This window comes from Nocardioides hungaricus (genome assembly GCF_054782915.1).
Window position 1 is genome coordinate 143,459 of the sequence record NZ_BAAGRO010000019.1, and the last position, 16,391, is coordinate 159,849.

Consider the following 16,391-nt stretch of genomic DNA (forward strand, 5'->3'; position numbering starts at 1 on the left):
AAGAAGGCCGATGCAGACCGAAGTGCACTACAGCCCCGCCTACGCCGCCGCCAAGCTCACCCTCGCCGCGGGCGAGAGCGTCCGCGCCGAGTCCGGCGCGATGCTCGCGATGTCGCCCGGGATCACCCTCCAGACGTCCACCCAGGGCGGCGTCCTCAAGGGCCTGAAGCGGTCCGTGCTCGGCGGTGAGTCCTTCTTCATGAACACCTTCACCGCCCAGCACGACGGCGCCGAGCTGTTCGTGGCCCCGGCGCTCCCCGGCGACATGGTCGCGTGGCCGCTCGACAGCACGCTCTACGTGCAGTCCGGCTCGTTCGTCGCGTGCTCCGGCAGCATCCAGGTCGACACCAAGTGGGGCGGCGGCAAGACGTTCTTCTCACGAGAGGGCCTGTTCATGCTCCGCATCAGCGGGCAGGGCGAGCTGGTGCTCTCCAGCTACGGCGCGATCCACTCGATCGACCTGCAGCCGGGCCAGACCTACACCGTCGACACCGGCCACATGGTCGCGTGGACCGAGGGCGTGCAGTACGCCGTGCGCAAGATCGGCAACTGGAAGTCGACGCTGTTCTCCGGCGAGGGCCTCGTCTGCGATCTCACCGGCCCCGGCCGGATCTACCTGCAGACCCGCAGCCAGGACGCGTTCCTGGGCTGGCTGGTCCCGCAGCTGCCGAGCAGCAACAGCTGAGCCGGCGGGACGTCATACGGACGGTGTAGGCGGTGGCACCGTCCGTATGACGTCCCGCCGAACACCGCGACCCGCCTGGTCACACCAGGTCCACCTCGGCGTACGCCGCGCCGGCGGCCAAGCGCGCGTAGCCCGGGCCGCGGTCGAAGAACGCCGCGCCGGGCCCGGGCCGGGCCGCCCGCTCGGCGGCGGTCGCGGCCTCGTCGTAGCCGAGCGTCGTCGCCTGTCCCGAGCCCGTCGAAGGGTCGTCGAGGGAGCCGGTCAGCACCACGCCGTACGACGCGAGCGCGGCCTCCGGGGAGACCTTGCGCCAGACGACATCGCGGACGACGAGGGCAGGGTCGCGCTCGAGCGGGTCGCCCCAGCCGCCGCCACCGGTGGTGCGGATGCGGATCACCTCGCCCGCGGCCACGGGCTCGGCGTCGGCGAGGGCGTCGACCTCGCGCTCGTGCGGGCCGCCGGGGTCGACGGTGACCTGGAACGGCCGGCCGGCCAGGCCGCCCTTGACCCCCCAGCAGGCCAGGATCGACCGGTCCGCGATGGACATGAAGTGGCCGTCCTCGAGCATCCGGATGTGCTTCTCGTAGCCGAGGCCGCCGCGGAACCGGCCCGCTCCCCCGCTGTCCACCGCCAGCGAGAGCGACTCGATGCGGAACGGGAAGCGCGCCTCGGTGAACTCGGTCGGCAGGTTCCGCGAGTCCGGCACGACGTGGATGGTGTCCTCGCCGTCGGCGTAGTAGCGGCCGCCGGAGCCGCCGCCGAGCACCTCGCGCATCAGGTACGGGCGGCCCTCCAGATCGAGCCCGTACACGCCGGTGTAGCGGATCGTCTCCTGGTCGGCGGGCATCCGGCCGTCGACGGCCTTGGCGACCACGCCGGCCAGGACGCCGAGCAGGCGCAGGATCACGAACGTGCGCGCGTTGGTGGGTGCCGGGAAGACCGGCGTCAGCAGGGTGCCGGGCTCGGGGAAGCGCATCTCGATCAGCGGCACGATGCCCTCGTTGACGTCGAGCTCGGCCATCCGCTCCGGGCTGTCGGCGAGGTTGCGCAGGATCGGCGCCAGCCACTTCTTGAGGAAGACGCCGTCGCTGTAGTCGCCGCAGTGGTTGATCGGGCCCTTGGCCTGCGGTCCGGTGCCGTCGAAGTCGAGGATCAGCCGCTCGCCACTGTACCCATCAGATCCGGGGTCGTCGGCCGCGGTGCGGGTGAGCGTGATCCGCTGCGCGTGCAGCTTCGGCTCGTCGACGCCGTCGTGCTCGGCGTAGTCCTCCCACACCCAGGAGCCGACCGGGATCTGGGACAGGATCTCGCGGCGGTAGGTCTCGGTGGTGCGGCCGATGATCGCGTCGAAGCAGGACTCGACGGTCGCCGCGCCGTACCGGTCGAAGAGCTCGCCGAGCCGCCGCGCGCCCATCAGGCAGGCCGAGCACTCGGCGTCGAGGTCGGCCGCGAGCGACTCCGGCATCCGGGAGTTGCGGGTCATGATGGAGAGCGCCGCGCGGTTGGGTACGCCGGCGTCCCAGAGCCGGATCGGGGGGACCATCAGGCCCTCCTCGAAGACGCTCGTGGCGTTGCTCGGCATGGAGCCGGGTACGGCGCCGCCGATGTCGTCATGGTGGCCGAATGCCTGCACGAAAGCGACGACGCGACGCTCACCGGGGCCGCCGGCGAACACCGGCACGGTGACGCACAGGTCGGGCAGGTGGCCGATGCCGCCCTCGGAGCGGTAGACGTCGTTGTGGAAGAAGACGTCGCCCTCCCGCATCTCCTCGATCGGGAAGTCCCGGGCGACCGGGTGCACGAGCGCGGAGTACGACCGGCCGGTGAGCTTGCGCAGCAGCCGGTCGTGGATGCCGGCGCGGAAGTCGTGGGCGTCGCGGATCATCGGGCTCCGGCTGGTGCGCGCGATGGCGGTCTCGACCTCCATCTCGACCGAGGCCAGCGAGCCCTGGACGATCTCGACCAGCACCGGGTCGGCGCTGGCGCCGGCGTCGGCGGTGAGGTGGCCGAACGGGAACTGGGTGGGGGCGCGGCGGCTCATGCCTGACTCCTCGTCACGATCAGGTTCAGGAACTCGTCGACGCGGACGTCGAAGCCGGGGTGCACCGGGACGGTAGAGCCGAACTCCTCGATGATCGCCGGGCCGGCGACGACGGTCCCGGGCGACAGGTCCGGTCGCCAGAGGACGGGCGTCTCGACGTACCCCTGCTCGGGGTCGAAGCAGACCTGACGCGGTGGTTTCGAGACAGGCGCCAGAGCGCCTTCCTCAACCACCGGGGAACGCCGGATCTCGGGACGCCGGATCGGGCCGATGCCGGAGACGCGGAGGTTGACCCACTCGACCTGCTGGGCGTCGTCGCCGGAGAAGTCGTAGCCGTAGAGCGCCCGGTGCTCGGCGTGGAACGCGGCGGCGACGGCCGCGGGGTCGAGGTCGCCGGGCGCGACCGGCACCCGCACCTCGAAGGCCTGCCCGAAGTAGCGCAGGTCGGCGGTGCGCACGAACCGGTGGTCGGCGGCGTCGAAGCCCTCCTTCGCCAGTGCCTCGGCGGCCTGGCCGGTGAGCTCGTCGTAGATGCCGCCGACGGCGACCGGGTCGAGCCTGTCGGCGAGCGCGACGTGGGTCCGCACGTAGTCGTTCTTGACGTCGACGGTGAGCAGCCCGAACGCCGAGACGTTGCCGGGGTTCGGCGGCACCAGCACGGTGCGTACGTCGAGCACGTCCATCAGCCGGCACAGCAGCAGCGAGCCCGAGCCGCCGAAGGTGGTGAGCGTGAAGTCGCGGACGTCGAGGCCGCGCTTGACGGTGACCTGGCGCAGCGCGTTGGCCTGGCTCCAGGCCGAGATCTCGAGTACGCCGGTGGCGCACTCCTCCGGGCCGAGGCCGAGCTGCCTCGCGAGGGCCTCCACGCCGGCGCGGGCCGCGGCGACGTCGAGGGGAATCTCGCCGCCGAGCAGGTGCGGGGGGATCCGGCCGAGGAGGACGTGTGCGTCGGTGATGGTGACCTCGGTGCCGCCCCTGCCGTAGCAGAGCGGGCCCGGGTCGGCGCCGGCCGACTGCGGGCCGACCTTGAGCGTGCCCTCCGGGCTGAGCCAGGCGATCGAGCCGCCGCCCGCGCCGACGGTGACCACGTCGATCATCGGGATCTTGCTGGGGAACGCACCCACCGAGCCCTCGGTCGTCAGCGTCGGCTCGCCGTCGATCACGACGGACACGTCGGTCGACGTACCGCCGCCGTCACTCGTGAGGACCCTGTCGAAGCCCGCGACCTTCGCGATCAGCGCGGCGCCCAGCGCGCCCGCGGCCGGGCCCGACAGCACGGTGGTGATCGGCTGGTGGACGACCTCGTCGGCCGACAGCACGCCGCCGTTGGACTTCATCACGTAGAACGGGATGGCGCGGTCGTCGTAGGAGGCCAGGCGGGCCTTGATGTTGCCGACGTACGCCGAGAGCCGGGGCTTGACGGCCGCGTCGACGAGCGTGGTCATCGCGCGCTCGTACTCGCGGTACTCGCGCAGCACCTCGCTCGACAGCGACACGATCGCGTCGGGGTGCTCCTCGGCGAGGATCGCGCGCATCCGCTCCTCGTGGACCGGGTTGGCGTAGGCGTGCAGGAAGCAGACCCCGAGGGTGGTGATCCCCTGCGCCCGGAACCAGCGGGCGGCGGCGCGGGCGCCGTCCTCGTCGAACGGGCGGACCTCGGCGCCGGTGTAATCGAGGCGGCCCTCGACGCCCCTGACCAGGTCGCGCGGGACGATCCGGTCGGGCTTGACCCAGAAGTAGGAGTTGCCGTAGCCGTCCGGCACCGACTGGCGGGCGATCTCGAGCATCGCCTCGTAGCCGGTGTTGGTGACGAACCCGAGCCGGTCGACCTTGCCCTCGAGCAGCTGGTTGGTCGCGACGGTGGTGCCGTGGCTGACCGCGTCGATGTCCGCGCCGGTGGCGCCGAGCAGCCCGAGCACCTTGTCGATGCCGGCGAGGAAGCCGTCGGCCGGGTTGTCCGGCGTCGACGGCGTCTTGGTCGTGACCAGCTCCCCCGACTCCTCGTCGAAGGCGACCACGTCGGTGAACGTGCCACCGGTGTCGATGCCGATCCGGATGCGCCGGGTCATGGCTCAGGGTCCTTCCAGGTGGAACGTGGTGGTGGTCGCGGAGCTCGCGACCAGCCGGCCCGAGGCGACGACGTACGCCGGCGCGTCGTGGTGGCCGACGACCTCGCGCAGCGTCGGGTGGTGGTGGATCACGAGGTCGGCGTTGCCGCCCTCGGTGAGCCGGTGGCCGGCCACCCCGAGCACGTCGGCGGCGGTCGTCGTGACGGCGTCGTACACGAGGTCGATGCCGGCAGCGTCGACCGCCTCCAGCGCGTGCGCGGCGAGGAAGGCGACCTCGACCAGGTTGTGCCGGCCGAACGGGTAGTAGGCATCCTCGATGTCGTCCTGGCCGAGCGCGACCGGCACGCCCATCGCGGCGAGCTCGCGGACCGGCAGGTGCAGCGGGCCGGTGTGCGGGTCGCTGACGAACCCCAGGCCGGCGCGCTTCACGAGGCCGGCCAGGCGCTCCAGGCTGGGCCGGGCGTAGAGACCGACCGCCCGGGCGTGGTTGGCGACGCCGCGGCCGACCAGGCCGTGCTCGAGCATCGCCTCGGCCAGCATCTCGGTGGTGCGCAGGCTCGCGTCGCCGGCGTCGTCGACCAGCATCGCGACCCGGCGGCCGTGCGCGGCCGCGAGGGCGCACATCCGGCGGACGTGCTCGCGGGCCTCGGCGTCGGTGTGCTCGATCCACGGGATGCCACCGACGACATCGGCGCCGAGGTCGACCGCCTCGCGGACCAGGTCCTCGGCGCCCGGGTCGCACAGCAGGCCGTCCTGGGGGAACGCCACGACCTGGAGGTCGACGATCCCCTTGAACTCATCGCGCAGCTTCAGCAGCGGGATCACGCCCTCCAGCCGCGCCCTGGTGTCGACGTCGGCGAAGGCGAGCACGTGCCGCACGCCGTACCGGACCGCCTGGAGGACCGCCCGGCGGGCGTTGGGCTCGATCCAGCCGCGGTCGTAGTCGGCCTTCACCGCGCTCGCGAGCTCGATCGAGTGCCGCGCCGAGCCCATGGCGCCGGAGGTGTACGCCGTCAGCGCGGCGTCGCCGATCCGGTCGAGCGTGTGCACCTTGTCCAGGTGCATGTGGCCGTTGACGAAGCTCTCGGTGACCAGCCCACCGGCCGCGTCGATCTCCTCGCGGCCGGTGAGGGTGTCCCGGGTGAGGGCCGTGATCCGGCCGTCGTCGATGCCGATCTGCCAGCGACCCTCCCGCGCACGGAGCGCGGCGTCGGCGACGACGAGCTGATGGGTGGGCACGGCCTCGATTCAACCGGTCGCGCGTCGACCCCGGCCACGGCAGAGGTTGCCGACCGGCCCGCCGTTCTCCGGCAACGTCTGCCAGCGGACTGGTTGCGGGTCAGGCGTCCGGGGCGCGGTCGTTGTAGATCCCGGCCTCCTCCTGGCCGGAGAGGGCCTGGATCGCGGCCATGATCTCGTCGGTGACGAGCCGGCGGGCCCTGCCGAGCGCGACGCCGTCGTACCGTCCGGCGACCGCGATCGGCTCGCCGAACCGCACCGAGATCGGCACGATCCGCGGCAGGGTCGCGCCCACGGGCTGGAGCCGCTCGGTGCCGGTGAGGCCGACGGGTACGACGGGCACGCCGGCCGTGAGCGCGAGGTGGGCGACCCCGGTGCGGCCTCGGTAGAGCCGGCCGTCGCGGGAGCGGGTGCCCTCCGGGTAGATGCCGAACGCCTCGCCGCGGCCGAGCACCTCGAGCGCGGTGTCGAGGCTGGCGATCGCGGCCCTGCTGTCGTCGCGGTCGACGGGGATCAGCCCCATCCCCTCGAACCACGCCTTCTGCAGCGTGCCCTTGACGCCGCCGCCGGCGAAGTAGTCGGACTTGGCGAGGAAGACGACCTTGCGCGGCGCCACGATCGGGATGACCAGCGAGTCCGCGAAGCTCACGTGGTTGCTCGCGATGATGACCGGGCCGGTGCGCGGCACGTTCTCCAGCCCGACGACCCGCGGGCGCCAGATCAGCTTCGCGATCGGCGGCACGACGGTGTGCAGGACGGCGTACATGACCACGCGACCAGTGTCGCGGTTACCGGCCGGTCAGCCGACTCCGGCGTCCAGCCGCCGGATGCCTGCACGAGGCGGCTGCCCGGGAAAGGCGAAGGGCCCTCGAGAGTATGAGTCCCAAGGGCCCTTCTGGTGACCGGTACTGGCGACGCTCCCGATCGACCGCTCCTCGACTCCGATCCCGGCGGCTTCGTCACCCAGCCACCGCGACGGCCGCCCAGCAAGCCGGGCCTCCGTCGTATGGACCCTCGTCTCCGAGCTGTCCCGCTCTCCGTTGCCGGAGTGCGTAGGAGAAGTTCTATGCCCTGGCGCTCGGGCGCGCAAGGGGTTTCGCCGACATTCTCCTGGTTCCACCGAAAGTCGCCCAGTGGTCCACAGGACGACACCTTCCTGTCCACAGAAAATGCTCGGATTCCCACAGTTGAGCGAGATGCCTGTGGACACGCGGCGACCTCGCTCGGCCCGGTCCGGACACGCTCCGGCGAGCACCTGAGATGGAGAAGGGCCCTTGCGAGTATGAGTCGCAAGGGCCCTTCCGGGTGACCGGTACCGGTGACGCTCCCGATCGGCGGCTCGTCTCGTCTGAGTCCCAGCGGCCTCGTCACCCAGCCGCTGCGCCACGAGCCGGCAAGCCGACTCGCGTCGTTCGGACCCTCGTCTCCGAGCTGTCCCGCTCCCCGTTGCCGGAGTGCGTGGGAGAAGTTCTACGCCCAGCGGATCGGGCGCGCAAGGGTTCCGGGAGACATTCTCCCGGTTCCACCGAAATCACCGGGTTTCCCACAGACTGCGGGTGTTCCGTCCACAGTCGCGCGGCCCGCCTCCACAGGTTCTCCACCGGTCGCCGGGGACCCTCGCACCTGACGTATCTGTCGCGGACCCGGAGAACACGACAGATACGTCACGTGCCGGGCGAACTCCCGACGGCCGCCTCGACCGCGGCGGCCACCTCGAGGAGGAACCGGTCGCGGCCGTGGGCGGCGACGATCTGGAGGCCCACGGGCAGCCCGGACGCGGTGCGGCCGAAGGGGACCGAGATGGCGGGGCAGCCGGTGACGGTGATGAAGTACGCCGCCCTCATCCAGTCCAGGTACGACGACATCGGGCGACCGTTGATGGCGGTGGGGAACTCCTGGTCGGCCGGGAACGGCGGGACCTGGGAGACCGGCAGCACGAGCACGTCGTACGACGAGAAGAACTCGCGCATCCGCTCCGCGAGCAGCGTGCGCTGCTGGTAGGCCCGCGCGACGTCGGCTCCGGTGAGCGACTCCCCCGCGCGGATGTTCTCGGCGAGCGACTGCTTGAACGCGTCCGGATGAGCGGCGAGGAGGGCGCCGAAGCGGGCCTGGAAGTGCCACGCCCGCAGGGTGCGGAAGGTGTCGTCGGCCGGGGACAGGTCCGGGTGCGCCGACGTGACCGACGGGAACACCGAGGCCGACGAGGCGACGATCGCGGCCACCTCGTCGTCGACCTCGAACGCCCCGCCGAGGTCGACCGACAGCGCGACGCGGAGCCCGGACAGCGTGCCCGACACCGGCGGGGCGAACGACGAGCCGGGGTCGCCGAGGGCCAGCGGTGCCCGGGGGTCCGGCCCCGCGAGCACCGAGAGCAGCAGCGCGACGTCGCCGACGTTGCGGGCCATCGGCCCGCCGACCGACGTGGTCTCCCACTGGTTCGCCTGCGGCCACTCCGGCACCCGGCCGAGCGAGGGCCGCAGGCCGACGACACCGCAGAACGACGCCGGGTTGCGCAGCGAGCCGCCCATGTCGGAGCCGTCCGCGAGCGGCACCATCCCGGCCGCGAGCGCGCAGGCCGCGCCGCCCGACGAGCCGCCCGCGGAGCGCGAGGGGTCGACCGGGTTCAGCGTGGTCCCGAAGACGGTGTTGAACGTGTGCGAGCCGGCGGCGAACTCCGGCACGTTGGTCCTGCCGATGACGACCACCCCCGCGCGGCGTACCCGCTCCGCGAGCAGCTCGTCGCGATCCGGGACGTGGTCGCGGAAGAGCGGGGAGCCGTACGTCGTGCGCCAGCCCGCGACCGCGTGGGTGTCCTTGAACGCGAACGGCAGGCCGTGCAGCGGCCCGACCTCCGCACCGGACGCCAGCAGCTCGTCGGCCGCGAGCGCCGACGCCCGCGCGCGGTCGGGGTCGAGCGAGACGATCGCGTTCAGCTCCGGGTTGCGATCCTCGATGCGGGACAGGTGCAGGTCGAGCAGCTCGCGCGCGGAGATCTCGCGGCGGCGTACGGCGGCGGCCTGGTCGCGCGCGGTCGAGTCGACCGTGATGGCGGTCATCGAGGCCCTACAGCGGACTGTCGGGGCGATCCCTGACGTTGTGGGGCGAAGTTTCGGCCGACAACGTCGGGTTTCCCCGGCTGACCGGGGAAACCAGCGGCGGGAAGCAGCCCGACGCTCATCGGCGGCCGAAGATCCGGCCGACGACCACGCCGAGGACGACCAGCCCGGCGCCGACGGCGATGCCCTTGAGGAAGTCGTCCTGCGAGCCGATGCCCGGCTTGGTGGGCGCGGTGAAGACACCAGCGCGAGTCGGCGCAGATTGAGGCTGAGACTGCGCCGACTCGGCAGCGACGACGGGCCCGCCCGCGATCGCCTTGCCGACGTTCCCGAAGAACTCGCCGGCCATCCGCTTGGACACCGACGTGAGCATCCGCTGGCCGACGCCGCCGACCATGCCGCCGACGATCGCGTCCGCCTCGTAGGAGATCTCCGTGGCGTCCGGCGACGGCGCCGCGAACGACACGCGCACGGTCGCGTCGATCGTGCCCGGCGCGCCCGCGCCGGTCAGCCGCATCACGAGCGACTCGTGCCGCGCCAGGTCCGAGAGCGTGCACGAGCCCTGGTAGGTGCCCCTGATCGCGGCGACCCCGGCGGTGACGGTCATGTCGTAGGAGTTCTCGCCGGTCGCGACCAGCCGCTCGCACCCGGGGATGGTGGCGACCAGCACCCGCGGGTCGAGCAGCGCGTCCCAGACCTTCTCGACGGGCTGCTCGACGACGTTGGCACCGGCGATCTTCATGAGGACTGCTCCTGCGACAGACGGAGGGTGTACAGCTCGGACGGCGAGATCGGCATCGCGCGGATGCCGAAACCGGGCAGCGCGGTGCGCTCGGCGTCCTCGATCGCGGCGGCGAACACCGCGGCCGACGGGATCACGCCCGCCTCGCCGGCGCCCTTGATGCCGAGCGGGTTCAGCGGGGACGGTGTCTCGAGGTGGTCGATCGCGATGCCGTCGGGGATCTCGGTGACGTAGGGCATGAGGAAGTCCATGAACGACGCGTTGAGCAGCTGCCCGGACTCGTCGTAGGCCATCCGCTCGTAGAGCGCTCCCCCGACGCCCTGCGCGACGCCGCCGTGGATCTGGCCCTCGACGATCATCGGGTTGATCAGGTGGCCGCAGTCGTGGACGACGGCGTACTTCAGGATCGTGATCTCCGCGGTGTCCGGGTCGGTCTCGACGATCACCGCGTGCATGCCGGAGGCGAACGTCGCCCGCTCGGGTGAGTAGAAGTCCCTGCCCTCCAGCCCCGGCTCGTCGTCCTCGGCCACCGGCGGCCTGCCGGGGTCGCCGACCGTGAACTGGGTCGCGGCCTTGGACCTCTCGTCGAAGGCGTAGCGCAGCGGGTTCGACAGCACCGACACCGTGCCGAGGTCGATCGAGGTGCCCGGCGAGCCCTTGACCGACACGACGCCGTCGACGATCTCGAGGTCGTCCTCGGACGCCTCGAGCGCCTCGGCGGCGATCTTGAGCACCTTCTCCCTGGCCCGCTTGGCGGCCAGGTGGACCGCCGAGCCGCTCATCACCGCGGCACGGGAGGCGAACGTGCCCACGGCGTACGGCATCCGGCGGGTGTCGCCGGTGACCACCTCGATGTCCTCGAACCGTGCGCCGAGCTCGTCGGCGACCAGCTGCGCGAACACGGTCGCGTGACCCTGGCCCTGCGTGGTCAGGCCGGTCGCGACCTTGACCCTGCCGGAGGTCTCGATGTGCACGTGCGCGCCCTCGTAGGGCCCGACGCCGGTGCCCTCGACGTAGCAGGCCAGGCCGATGCCGACCCGGCGGCCCTGGGCCGCCAGCTCCTGTTGGTACGCCGGGAACCCGTCCCACCCGATCAGCGCCTTGATCTTCTCCAGCGACGCCGGGTAGTCGCCGGAGTCGTACTCCAGCTCGCGGCCGTCCTGGAAGATCAGCCCCTGGTCGTAGGGGAACTCGTCGGGCTGGATGAAGTTCGCCGCGCGCACCTCGGCGCGGTCCCTGCCGAGGTAGGCCGCGATCGCGTCCATGGTCCGCTCCATGGCGTAGCAGCCCTGCGGCCGCCCGGCGCCGCGGTACGGGGTCACCATCACGGTGTTGGTGTAGAGCGACTCGAAGACGACGCGGTAGCTCCGCGGCTTGTAGGGGCCGAGCAGCTGGGTCGAGGTGATGATCGGGACGATCAGGCCGTACGGCGTGAACGCGCCGTGGTCGTGCCAGAACTCCACGTCCAGGCCCAGGAGCCGCCCGTCGTCGTCGAAGCCGACCTCGATGTGCTGGACCTGCCCGCGCTCGTGCGCGGAGGAGATGAAGTGCTCGCGGCGGTCCTCGGTGAACTTCACCGTGCGGCCGAGGGCGCGGGCCGCCATCGGCACCAGCAGCTCCTCGGGCCACGGGTGGTTGATCTTCACGCCGAACCCGCCCCCGACGTCGGGCGTGATCACGTCGACCTGCCCGAGGTCGAGGCCCAGCTTCACCGCGACGGCGGCGCGCACTCCGGTGGAGCTCTGGGTCGAGGTCCACAGCTGGAGGCGGTCGATGTCGGGGTCCCAGCGGGCGACGGTGCCCCGGCCCTCCAACGGCGTGCACGCGCTGCGCTCGATCGTCAGGTCGAGCTCGAGCCGGTGGGGAGCGGCAGCGATCGCGGCCCGCGCGTCGCCGGTGCTCTGCTCCAGCCGGGCCCCGACGTTGCCGGGCACGTCCTCGTGCACCAGGTGCTCGGCGGCGCGGGCGGCCTCGACGCCGACCACCGGCGGCAGGAACTCGTAGTCGACCCGGATCCGCGAGACGGCGTCCTCGGCGACGTACCGGTCCTCGGCGACGACGAACGCGATCGCCTCGCCGACGTAGTTGACCTCGTCCCTCGCCAGCGCGTACTGCGTGCGCCCGTGGGTCAGCGCCGGATGCGGGATCAGCAGCGGCAGCGGCTCGGCCATCAGAGGGGCCAGCGGGCCGGTGAGGTCGTCGTAGGTCCACACCAGGTGCACGCCCTCGACGTCGAGCACGTCGCTCACGTCGATGTCGACGATCCGGGCGTGCGCGTGCGGCGAGCGGAGTACGGCGGCGTGCAGCGTGTCCGGGCCGACCGCGACGTCGTCGACGTAGCGCCCCTGGCCGCGGAGGAAGCGCTGGTCCTCGACCCGCTGGATCCCCTGGCCCATCAGCTTGGTCGTCATGCCGGTCCCTGAGCCTGTCGAAGGGCGGCCGCCCTCTCCACCGCGCGCACGATGTTCTGGTAGCCGGTGCACCGGCACAGGTTGCCGGCGACCATGTCGCGGGCCTCCTCGTGGGTGGGGCTCGGGTTGTCGCGCAGCCCGGCGGTGATGGTGGTGAGGAAGCCCGGCGTGCAGAAGCCGCACTGGAGGCCGTGGCACTCGGCGAACGCCTGCTGCACCGGCCCGAGCGAGCCGTCGTCGTTGGTGAGCCCCTCGACCGTGGTGAGCTCGTGGTCCACCGCCGAGACCGCGAACATCAGGCAGGACCGCATCGGGCTGCCGTCGACCAGGATCGTGCAGGCGCCGCACACGCCGTGCTCGCAGCCGACGTGGGTGCCGGTGAGGCCGAGGTCGTGGCGCAGCGCGTCCGACAGCAGCCGGCGCGCGGGCACCCGGACCTGGTACGCCGTGCCGTTCACCGTCAGGCGCACGTCGTGCAGCTCCTCGCTCATCTCACGTCCTCCGGTTGTCGAGCTCGTCGAGACACCCGAGCGCTCTCCTGAGCAGAGCGAACCACGCGACCGGTGAGCACCCGGATCAGCTGCGAGCGGTACGCCGCGGTGGCATGGATGTCGTCCATCGGCTCGAGCCGCGCCAGCGCAGCCTCCCCCAGGTCGTCGTCGGCGACGCCGGTCAGGTCGACGACCGTCGGCACGTCGCTCACCGACAGGAACCCGACCTTCGTCGAGTCCCCGTCCACCAGGGCCGCCGCGCCCACGAGGGCGTAGTCGCCGTGCCGGCGGGCGATCTCCTCGAAGGCCACGCCGACGCCGGGCGCCAGGCCCGGGAAGTACGCCGACACGGCGATCTCGTCGTGCCCGACCGAGGACTCCAGCGGACCGACGTACAGCTCGGACGCGGGGATGGTGCGCCGCCCGGCCGGCCCCTCGACGTCGACGGACCCGCCGAGCAGGGCCAGCACGACCGGCATCTCGGCGGCCGCGTCCGCGTGGACGATCGAGCCGACCGTCGTACCCCGGTTGCGGATGGTGGCGTGCGCGACGTGCGCCAGCGCGAGCGGGATCAGCGGCTGCACGCGGCGGACGTCGGGCGAGGCGAGGACGGCGGCGTGCCGGGCGAGCGCGCCCACGCGCACGCCGCCGTCGCTCTGCCCACCTGAGGGGGTCTCGATCGCGTCCAGGCCCGGGATCGCGTTGATGTCGACCAGCATCGCGGGAGCCGCGAGCCGCATCGACAGCAGGGGGACCAGGCTCTGGCCACCGGCCAGCACCTTGGCGTTCGGCTCGCCGGCCAGGGTCGCGACCGCCTCGGCGAGCGACCCTGGACGGCGGTAGTCGAACGGTGCCGGCTTCACAGAACCTTCGTCACCTCTCCGGAGCTGCGGTTGGTGTGGCCACCCCGGGTGTTCACCAGGTGGAAGAACACGATGACCAGGATGGTGCCGAGCGCGATGCCGCCGAGCTCGAAGTCGTCGGTGATCTTCAGCGTGACGCCGCCGATGCCGGCGATGATGCCGCCGGCCAGGCCGACCATGTTGACCGGGTTGCCGAAGTCGACGCCGTTCTCGACCCAGATCTTCGCCCCGACCAGGCCGATCATGCCGTAGAGCACGATGGTGATGCCGCCGAGGACGCCGCCCGGCGTCGCGTTGACGATCGCACCGAACTTCGGGCAGAGGCCGAGCAGGATCGCGACGATCGCGGCCACGTAGTACGCCGCGGTCGAGTAGACCTTGGTCGCTCCCATGACGCCGATGTTCTCGGCGTACGTCGTGGTGGGCGAGCCGCCGAAGGCGCTGGCGAGCGCCGTGGCGGCGCCGTCGGCGGCGAGGGCGCGGCCCATGTAGGGGTCGAGGTCCTCGCCGGTCATCTCGGCGACGGCCTTGACGTGACCGGTGTTCTCCGCGATCAGCGCGATGACACCGGGCAGCACCAGCAGGATGAAGGTGAGCGAGAAGCTCGGGCCGTGGACGACGTCCACCCCGTCGCTGAGGGTGCCGCCGGGGAAGCCGATCCAGTCGGCCTTGCCGACGTTGTCCCACGCCCAGAGGCGGTCGTGGTCGGTCGCCTCGGCGCCGAGGGCCGGTACGACCGAGTTGATCGTGCCGAACACCGCGTCGAACAGCCAGGAGACGAGGAAGCCGAAGATCAGCGCGAGGAGCACCGCGATCCGCGACCAGAAGCCGGGGAACAGGCAGGCGGCGACCACCATGAAGCCGGCCGTCAGCAGGGCGACCCACTGGTCCTGCGGCCAGTAGACGCCGGCCACGACGGGCGCGAGATTGAAGCCGATCAGCATGACCACGGCGCCGGTGACCGCGGGCGGCAGCAGCTTGTGGATCAGGCCGGCGCCGGCGAAGTGCACGAGCACACCGACGGCCAGGAGCACCACGCCGGCGACCAGGATCGCGCCCGTGACGTCCGCGGAGTCGCCGCCCTGGGTGCGGATGGCCGTGACACCCGCGACGAACGAGGCGCTGGTGCCGAGGTAGCTGGGGACCATGTTGTTGGTGACCAGCAGGAACAGGATCGTGCAGATGCCCGAGAACATGATGGCCAGGTTCGGGTCCAGGCCCATGACGATCGGGAACACGAACGTGGCACCGAACATCGCGACGACGTGCTGGGCACCGACGCCCACGGTCTTGCCCCAGGCGAGGCGCTGGCGAGGGCCGACGGCCTCGCCGGGTTGGGGATCGACGACACTCCACTTGAACATCGACATGACGAAGCACCCTTCTTCCATGTGACCGGGTCCCGAGTGGTCACAACCTAGTGAGAGCCATGACACACCTACGACGGCGACAGATGCCGAAGGAACGCCGTACCGGCTGGCACCTGTTGTGGACGCGTGGGAGTGGTCCGGACCAGTGCCTCAGCCGGTGATCTCGTGGACCCGCAGGGCCACCGCGACGTCCAGCCGGAGGTGCGGATCGGCCGAGAGCGGGCCGAGCAGGCGCTCCAGCTTCGAGACCCGGTAGCGCATCGTGTTGTAGTGGAAGAACTGCACGCGCGAGGCCTCCGCGACGTTGAAGTTCGTGTCCAGCAGCACCTGCAGGGTCTCGCGCAGGTCGGCGGCCTCGGTGGTGTCCTCGGCCAGCGGCCCGAGCACGTCGCGGACGAACGACCGCAGCTCGCCCCCGTTGCTCGCAGAGCCCTCCGGACCGTCGGGGATCAGCGCGATCAGCCGGTGCAGGCCGAGCCGGTCGAAGAACGTCGTCGAGCCCGGTCCGCGCACCCGGCGGCCGACCTCGACGGCCCGGCGGGCCTGGGCGTACGCCTCGGGCAGCCGGTCGAGGCTCTCGGCCACCCGGCTGACGCCGACCGAGAAGGAGCGGCGGCCGCCGCCCTTGTCGCCCGCGACGGCCTGCACGACGCGCGGCACGACGTCCTCGCCGACCGGCAGCAGCGTCACCACCTCGGAGGAGAAGTCGGCGGTCGGGATGCCCGGCGCGACGGTCGGCGCCACCTGGCGCCACGCGGCCGAGAACCGCTCCTGCCACTGGCGCCGCTGGATGCCGGAGACCGGCTCCTCGCCCTGGTCCTGCACGGGGTCGATCTCGGCGACGACCACGACGACCGGGCGGGCGAGGTCCCAGCCGAAGGTCTCGGCGTGCTCGGCGACGTACGCCGGGTCGGCGGTACGCCGCAGCAGCAGGTCGCGCAGGAAGTCGCCCTGGTACTTGTTCTCGACGGCGGTGACCGCCTGCTCCCGGGTGATCAGCAGCGCCGCGACGGCGGCCGCGCGCTCCAGCGCGTGCACGTCGTCCGGCGTCCACGGCCCGTCGGGCCGCACGCAGACCAGCCGGGCCAGGTCGGTGCCGCCGGCCGCGACCCGCGCGGCGTAGGCGAGGCTGCGGCCGTCGATCCGCTCCACCCGGATCCGGCCGGTCGGGTCGACCAGGTCGTGCTCGGCCAGCAGGGCCCGGTGCTCGTCGCCGAGCGCCTCGGCCCGCTCCCGGCCGTCGGTCGAGGTCACCGCGACGCCGACGCCCAGCACCTGCGCGACCTCGGCCGCGATGCCGTCCAGGTTGCCGCCCTCGAGCACGATCTGGGTCAGCGCGATGTGCAGGGCGTCGACGCGCGCGAGCGCCGCGCTCGCCAGCTCCTCACGGTCACCGCCTATCAACACTTGCACTCCCCTGCCGG

General features: G+C 72.1%; 12 protein-coding genes. 1 reads left to right on the top strand and 11 read right to left on the bottom strand.

All coding sequences use genetic code 11. From position 1 onward, the window contains the following. Nucleotides 1-10: 10 nt before the first annotated feature. Nucleotides 11-685 (top strand): TIGR00266 family protein, encoded by a 675-nt coding sequence (locus ACYVKX_RS08270; protein WP_460830581.1) that lies wholly within the window; start codon nucleotides 11-13, stop codon nucleotides 683-685. 79 nt (nucleotides 686-764) lie between these two features. Here the strand turns inward: ACYVKX_RS08270 and ACYVKX_RS08275 are convergent, their stop codons facing one another. The 11 genes from ACYVKX_RS08275 to ACYVKX_RS08325 form a co-directional block, all read right to left on the bottom strand. Next, on the bottom strand, nucleotides 765-2,726 hold the full coding sequence (locus tag ACYVKX_RS08275; RefSeq protein WP_460830584.1) for a hydantoinase B/oxoprolinase family protein: 1,962 nt from the start codon (nucleotides 2,724-2,726) through the stop codon (nucleotides 765-767). Further along, a complete protein-coding gene (locus tag ACYVKX_RS08280) occupies nucleotides 2,723-4,795 on the bottom strand; it encodes a hydantoinase/oxoprolinase family protein (protein WP_460830588.1) in 2,073 nt (690 codons plus the stop codon). The genes ACYVKX_RS08275 and ACYVKX_RS08280 overlap by 4 nt, the downstream gene beginning before the upstream one ends. A 3-nt stretch (nucleotides 4,796-4,798) precedes the next feature. Next, on the bottom strand, nucleotides 4,799-6,034 hold the full coding sequence (locus ACYVKX_RS08285) for an amidohydrolase family protein (protein ID WP_460830590.1): 1,236 nt from the start codon (nucleotides 6,032-6,034) through the stop codon (nucleotides 4,799-4,801). Nucleotides 6,035-6,134: 100 nt separating this feature from the next. After that, a complete protein-coding gene (locus tag ACYVKX_RS08290; RefSeq protein WP_460830982.1) occupies nucleotides 6,135-6,800 on the bottom strand; it encodes a lysophospholipid acyltransferase family protein in 666 nt (221 codons plus the stop codon). Between the two features lie 898 nt (nucleotides 6,801-7,698). After that, a complete protein-coding gene (locus ACYVKX_RS08295) occupies nucleotides 7,699-9,090 on the bottom strand; it encodes an amidase (protein ID WP_460830593.1) in 1,392 nt (463 codons plus the stop codon). A gap of 118 nt (nucleotides 9,091-9,208) precedes the next feature. Next, entirely contained in the window at nucleotides 9,209-9,832 is a 624-nt protein-coding gene (locus ACYVKX_RS08300; protein WP_460830595.1) for an SRPBCC family protein, read from the bottom strand. Next, complete coding sequence (cutA, locus tag ACYVKX_RS08305) at nucleotides 9,829-12,243, bottom strand: aerobic carbon-monoxide dehydrogenase large subunit (RefSeq protein ID WP_460830597.1); 2,415 nt, start codon at nucleotides 12,241-12,243, stop codon at nucleotides 9,829-9,831. The genes ACYVKX_RS08300 and cutA overlap by 4 nt, the downstream gene beginning before the upstream one ends. Next, entirely contained in the window at nucleotides 12,240-12,734 is a 495-nt protein-coding gene (locus ACYVKX_RS08310; protein WP_460830599.1) for a (2Fe-2S)-binding protein, read from the bottom strand. The genes cutA and ACYVKX_RS08310 overlap by 4 nt, the downstream gene beginning before the upstream one ends. Continuing rightward, nucleotides 12,731-13,597 (bottom strand): FAD binding domain-containing protein, encoded by an 867-nt coding sequence (locus ACYVKX_RS08315; protein WP_460830601.1) that lies wholly within the window; start codon nucleotides 13,595-13,597, stop codon nucleotides 12,731-12,733. The genes ACYVKX_RS08310 and ACYVKX_RS08315 overlap by 4 nt, the downstream gene beginning before the upstream one ends. Next, nucleotides 13,594-14,967, bottom strand: a complete 1,374-nt coding sequence (locus ACYVKX_RS08320) for a uracil-xanthine permease family protein (RefSeq protein WP_460830603.1) — start codon at nucleotides 14,965-14,967, stop codon at nucleotides 13,594-13,596. The genes ACYVKX_RS08315 and ACYVKX_RS08320 overlap by 4 nt, the downstream gene beginning before the upstream one ends. Nucleotides 14,968-15,117: 150 nt before the next feature. After that, nucleotides 15,118-16,380 (bottom strand): PucR family transcriptional regulator, encoded by a 1,263-nt coding sequence (locus tag ACYVKX_RS08325; RefSeq protein ID WP_460830605.1) that lies wholly within the window; start codon nucleotides 16,378-16,380, stop codon nucleotides 15,118-15,120. Between the last annotated feature and the right edge of the window lie 11 nt (nucleotides 16,381-16,391).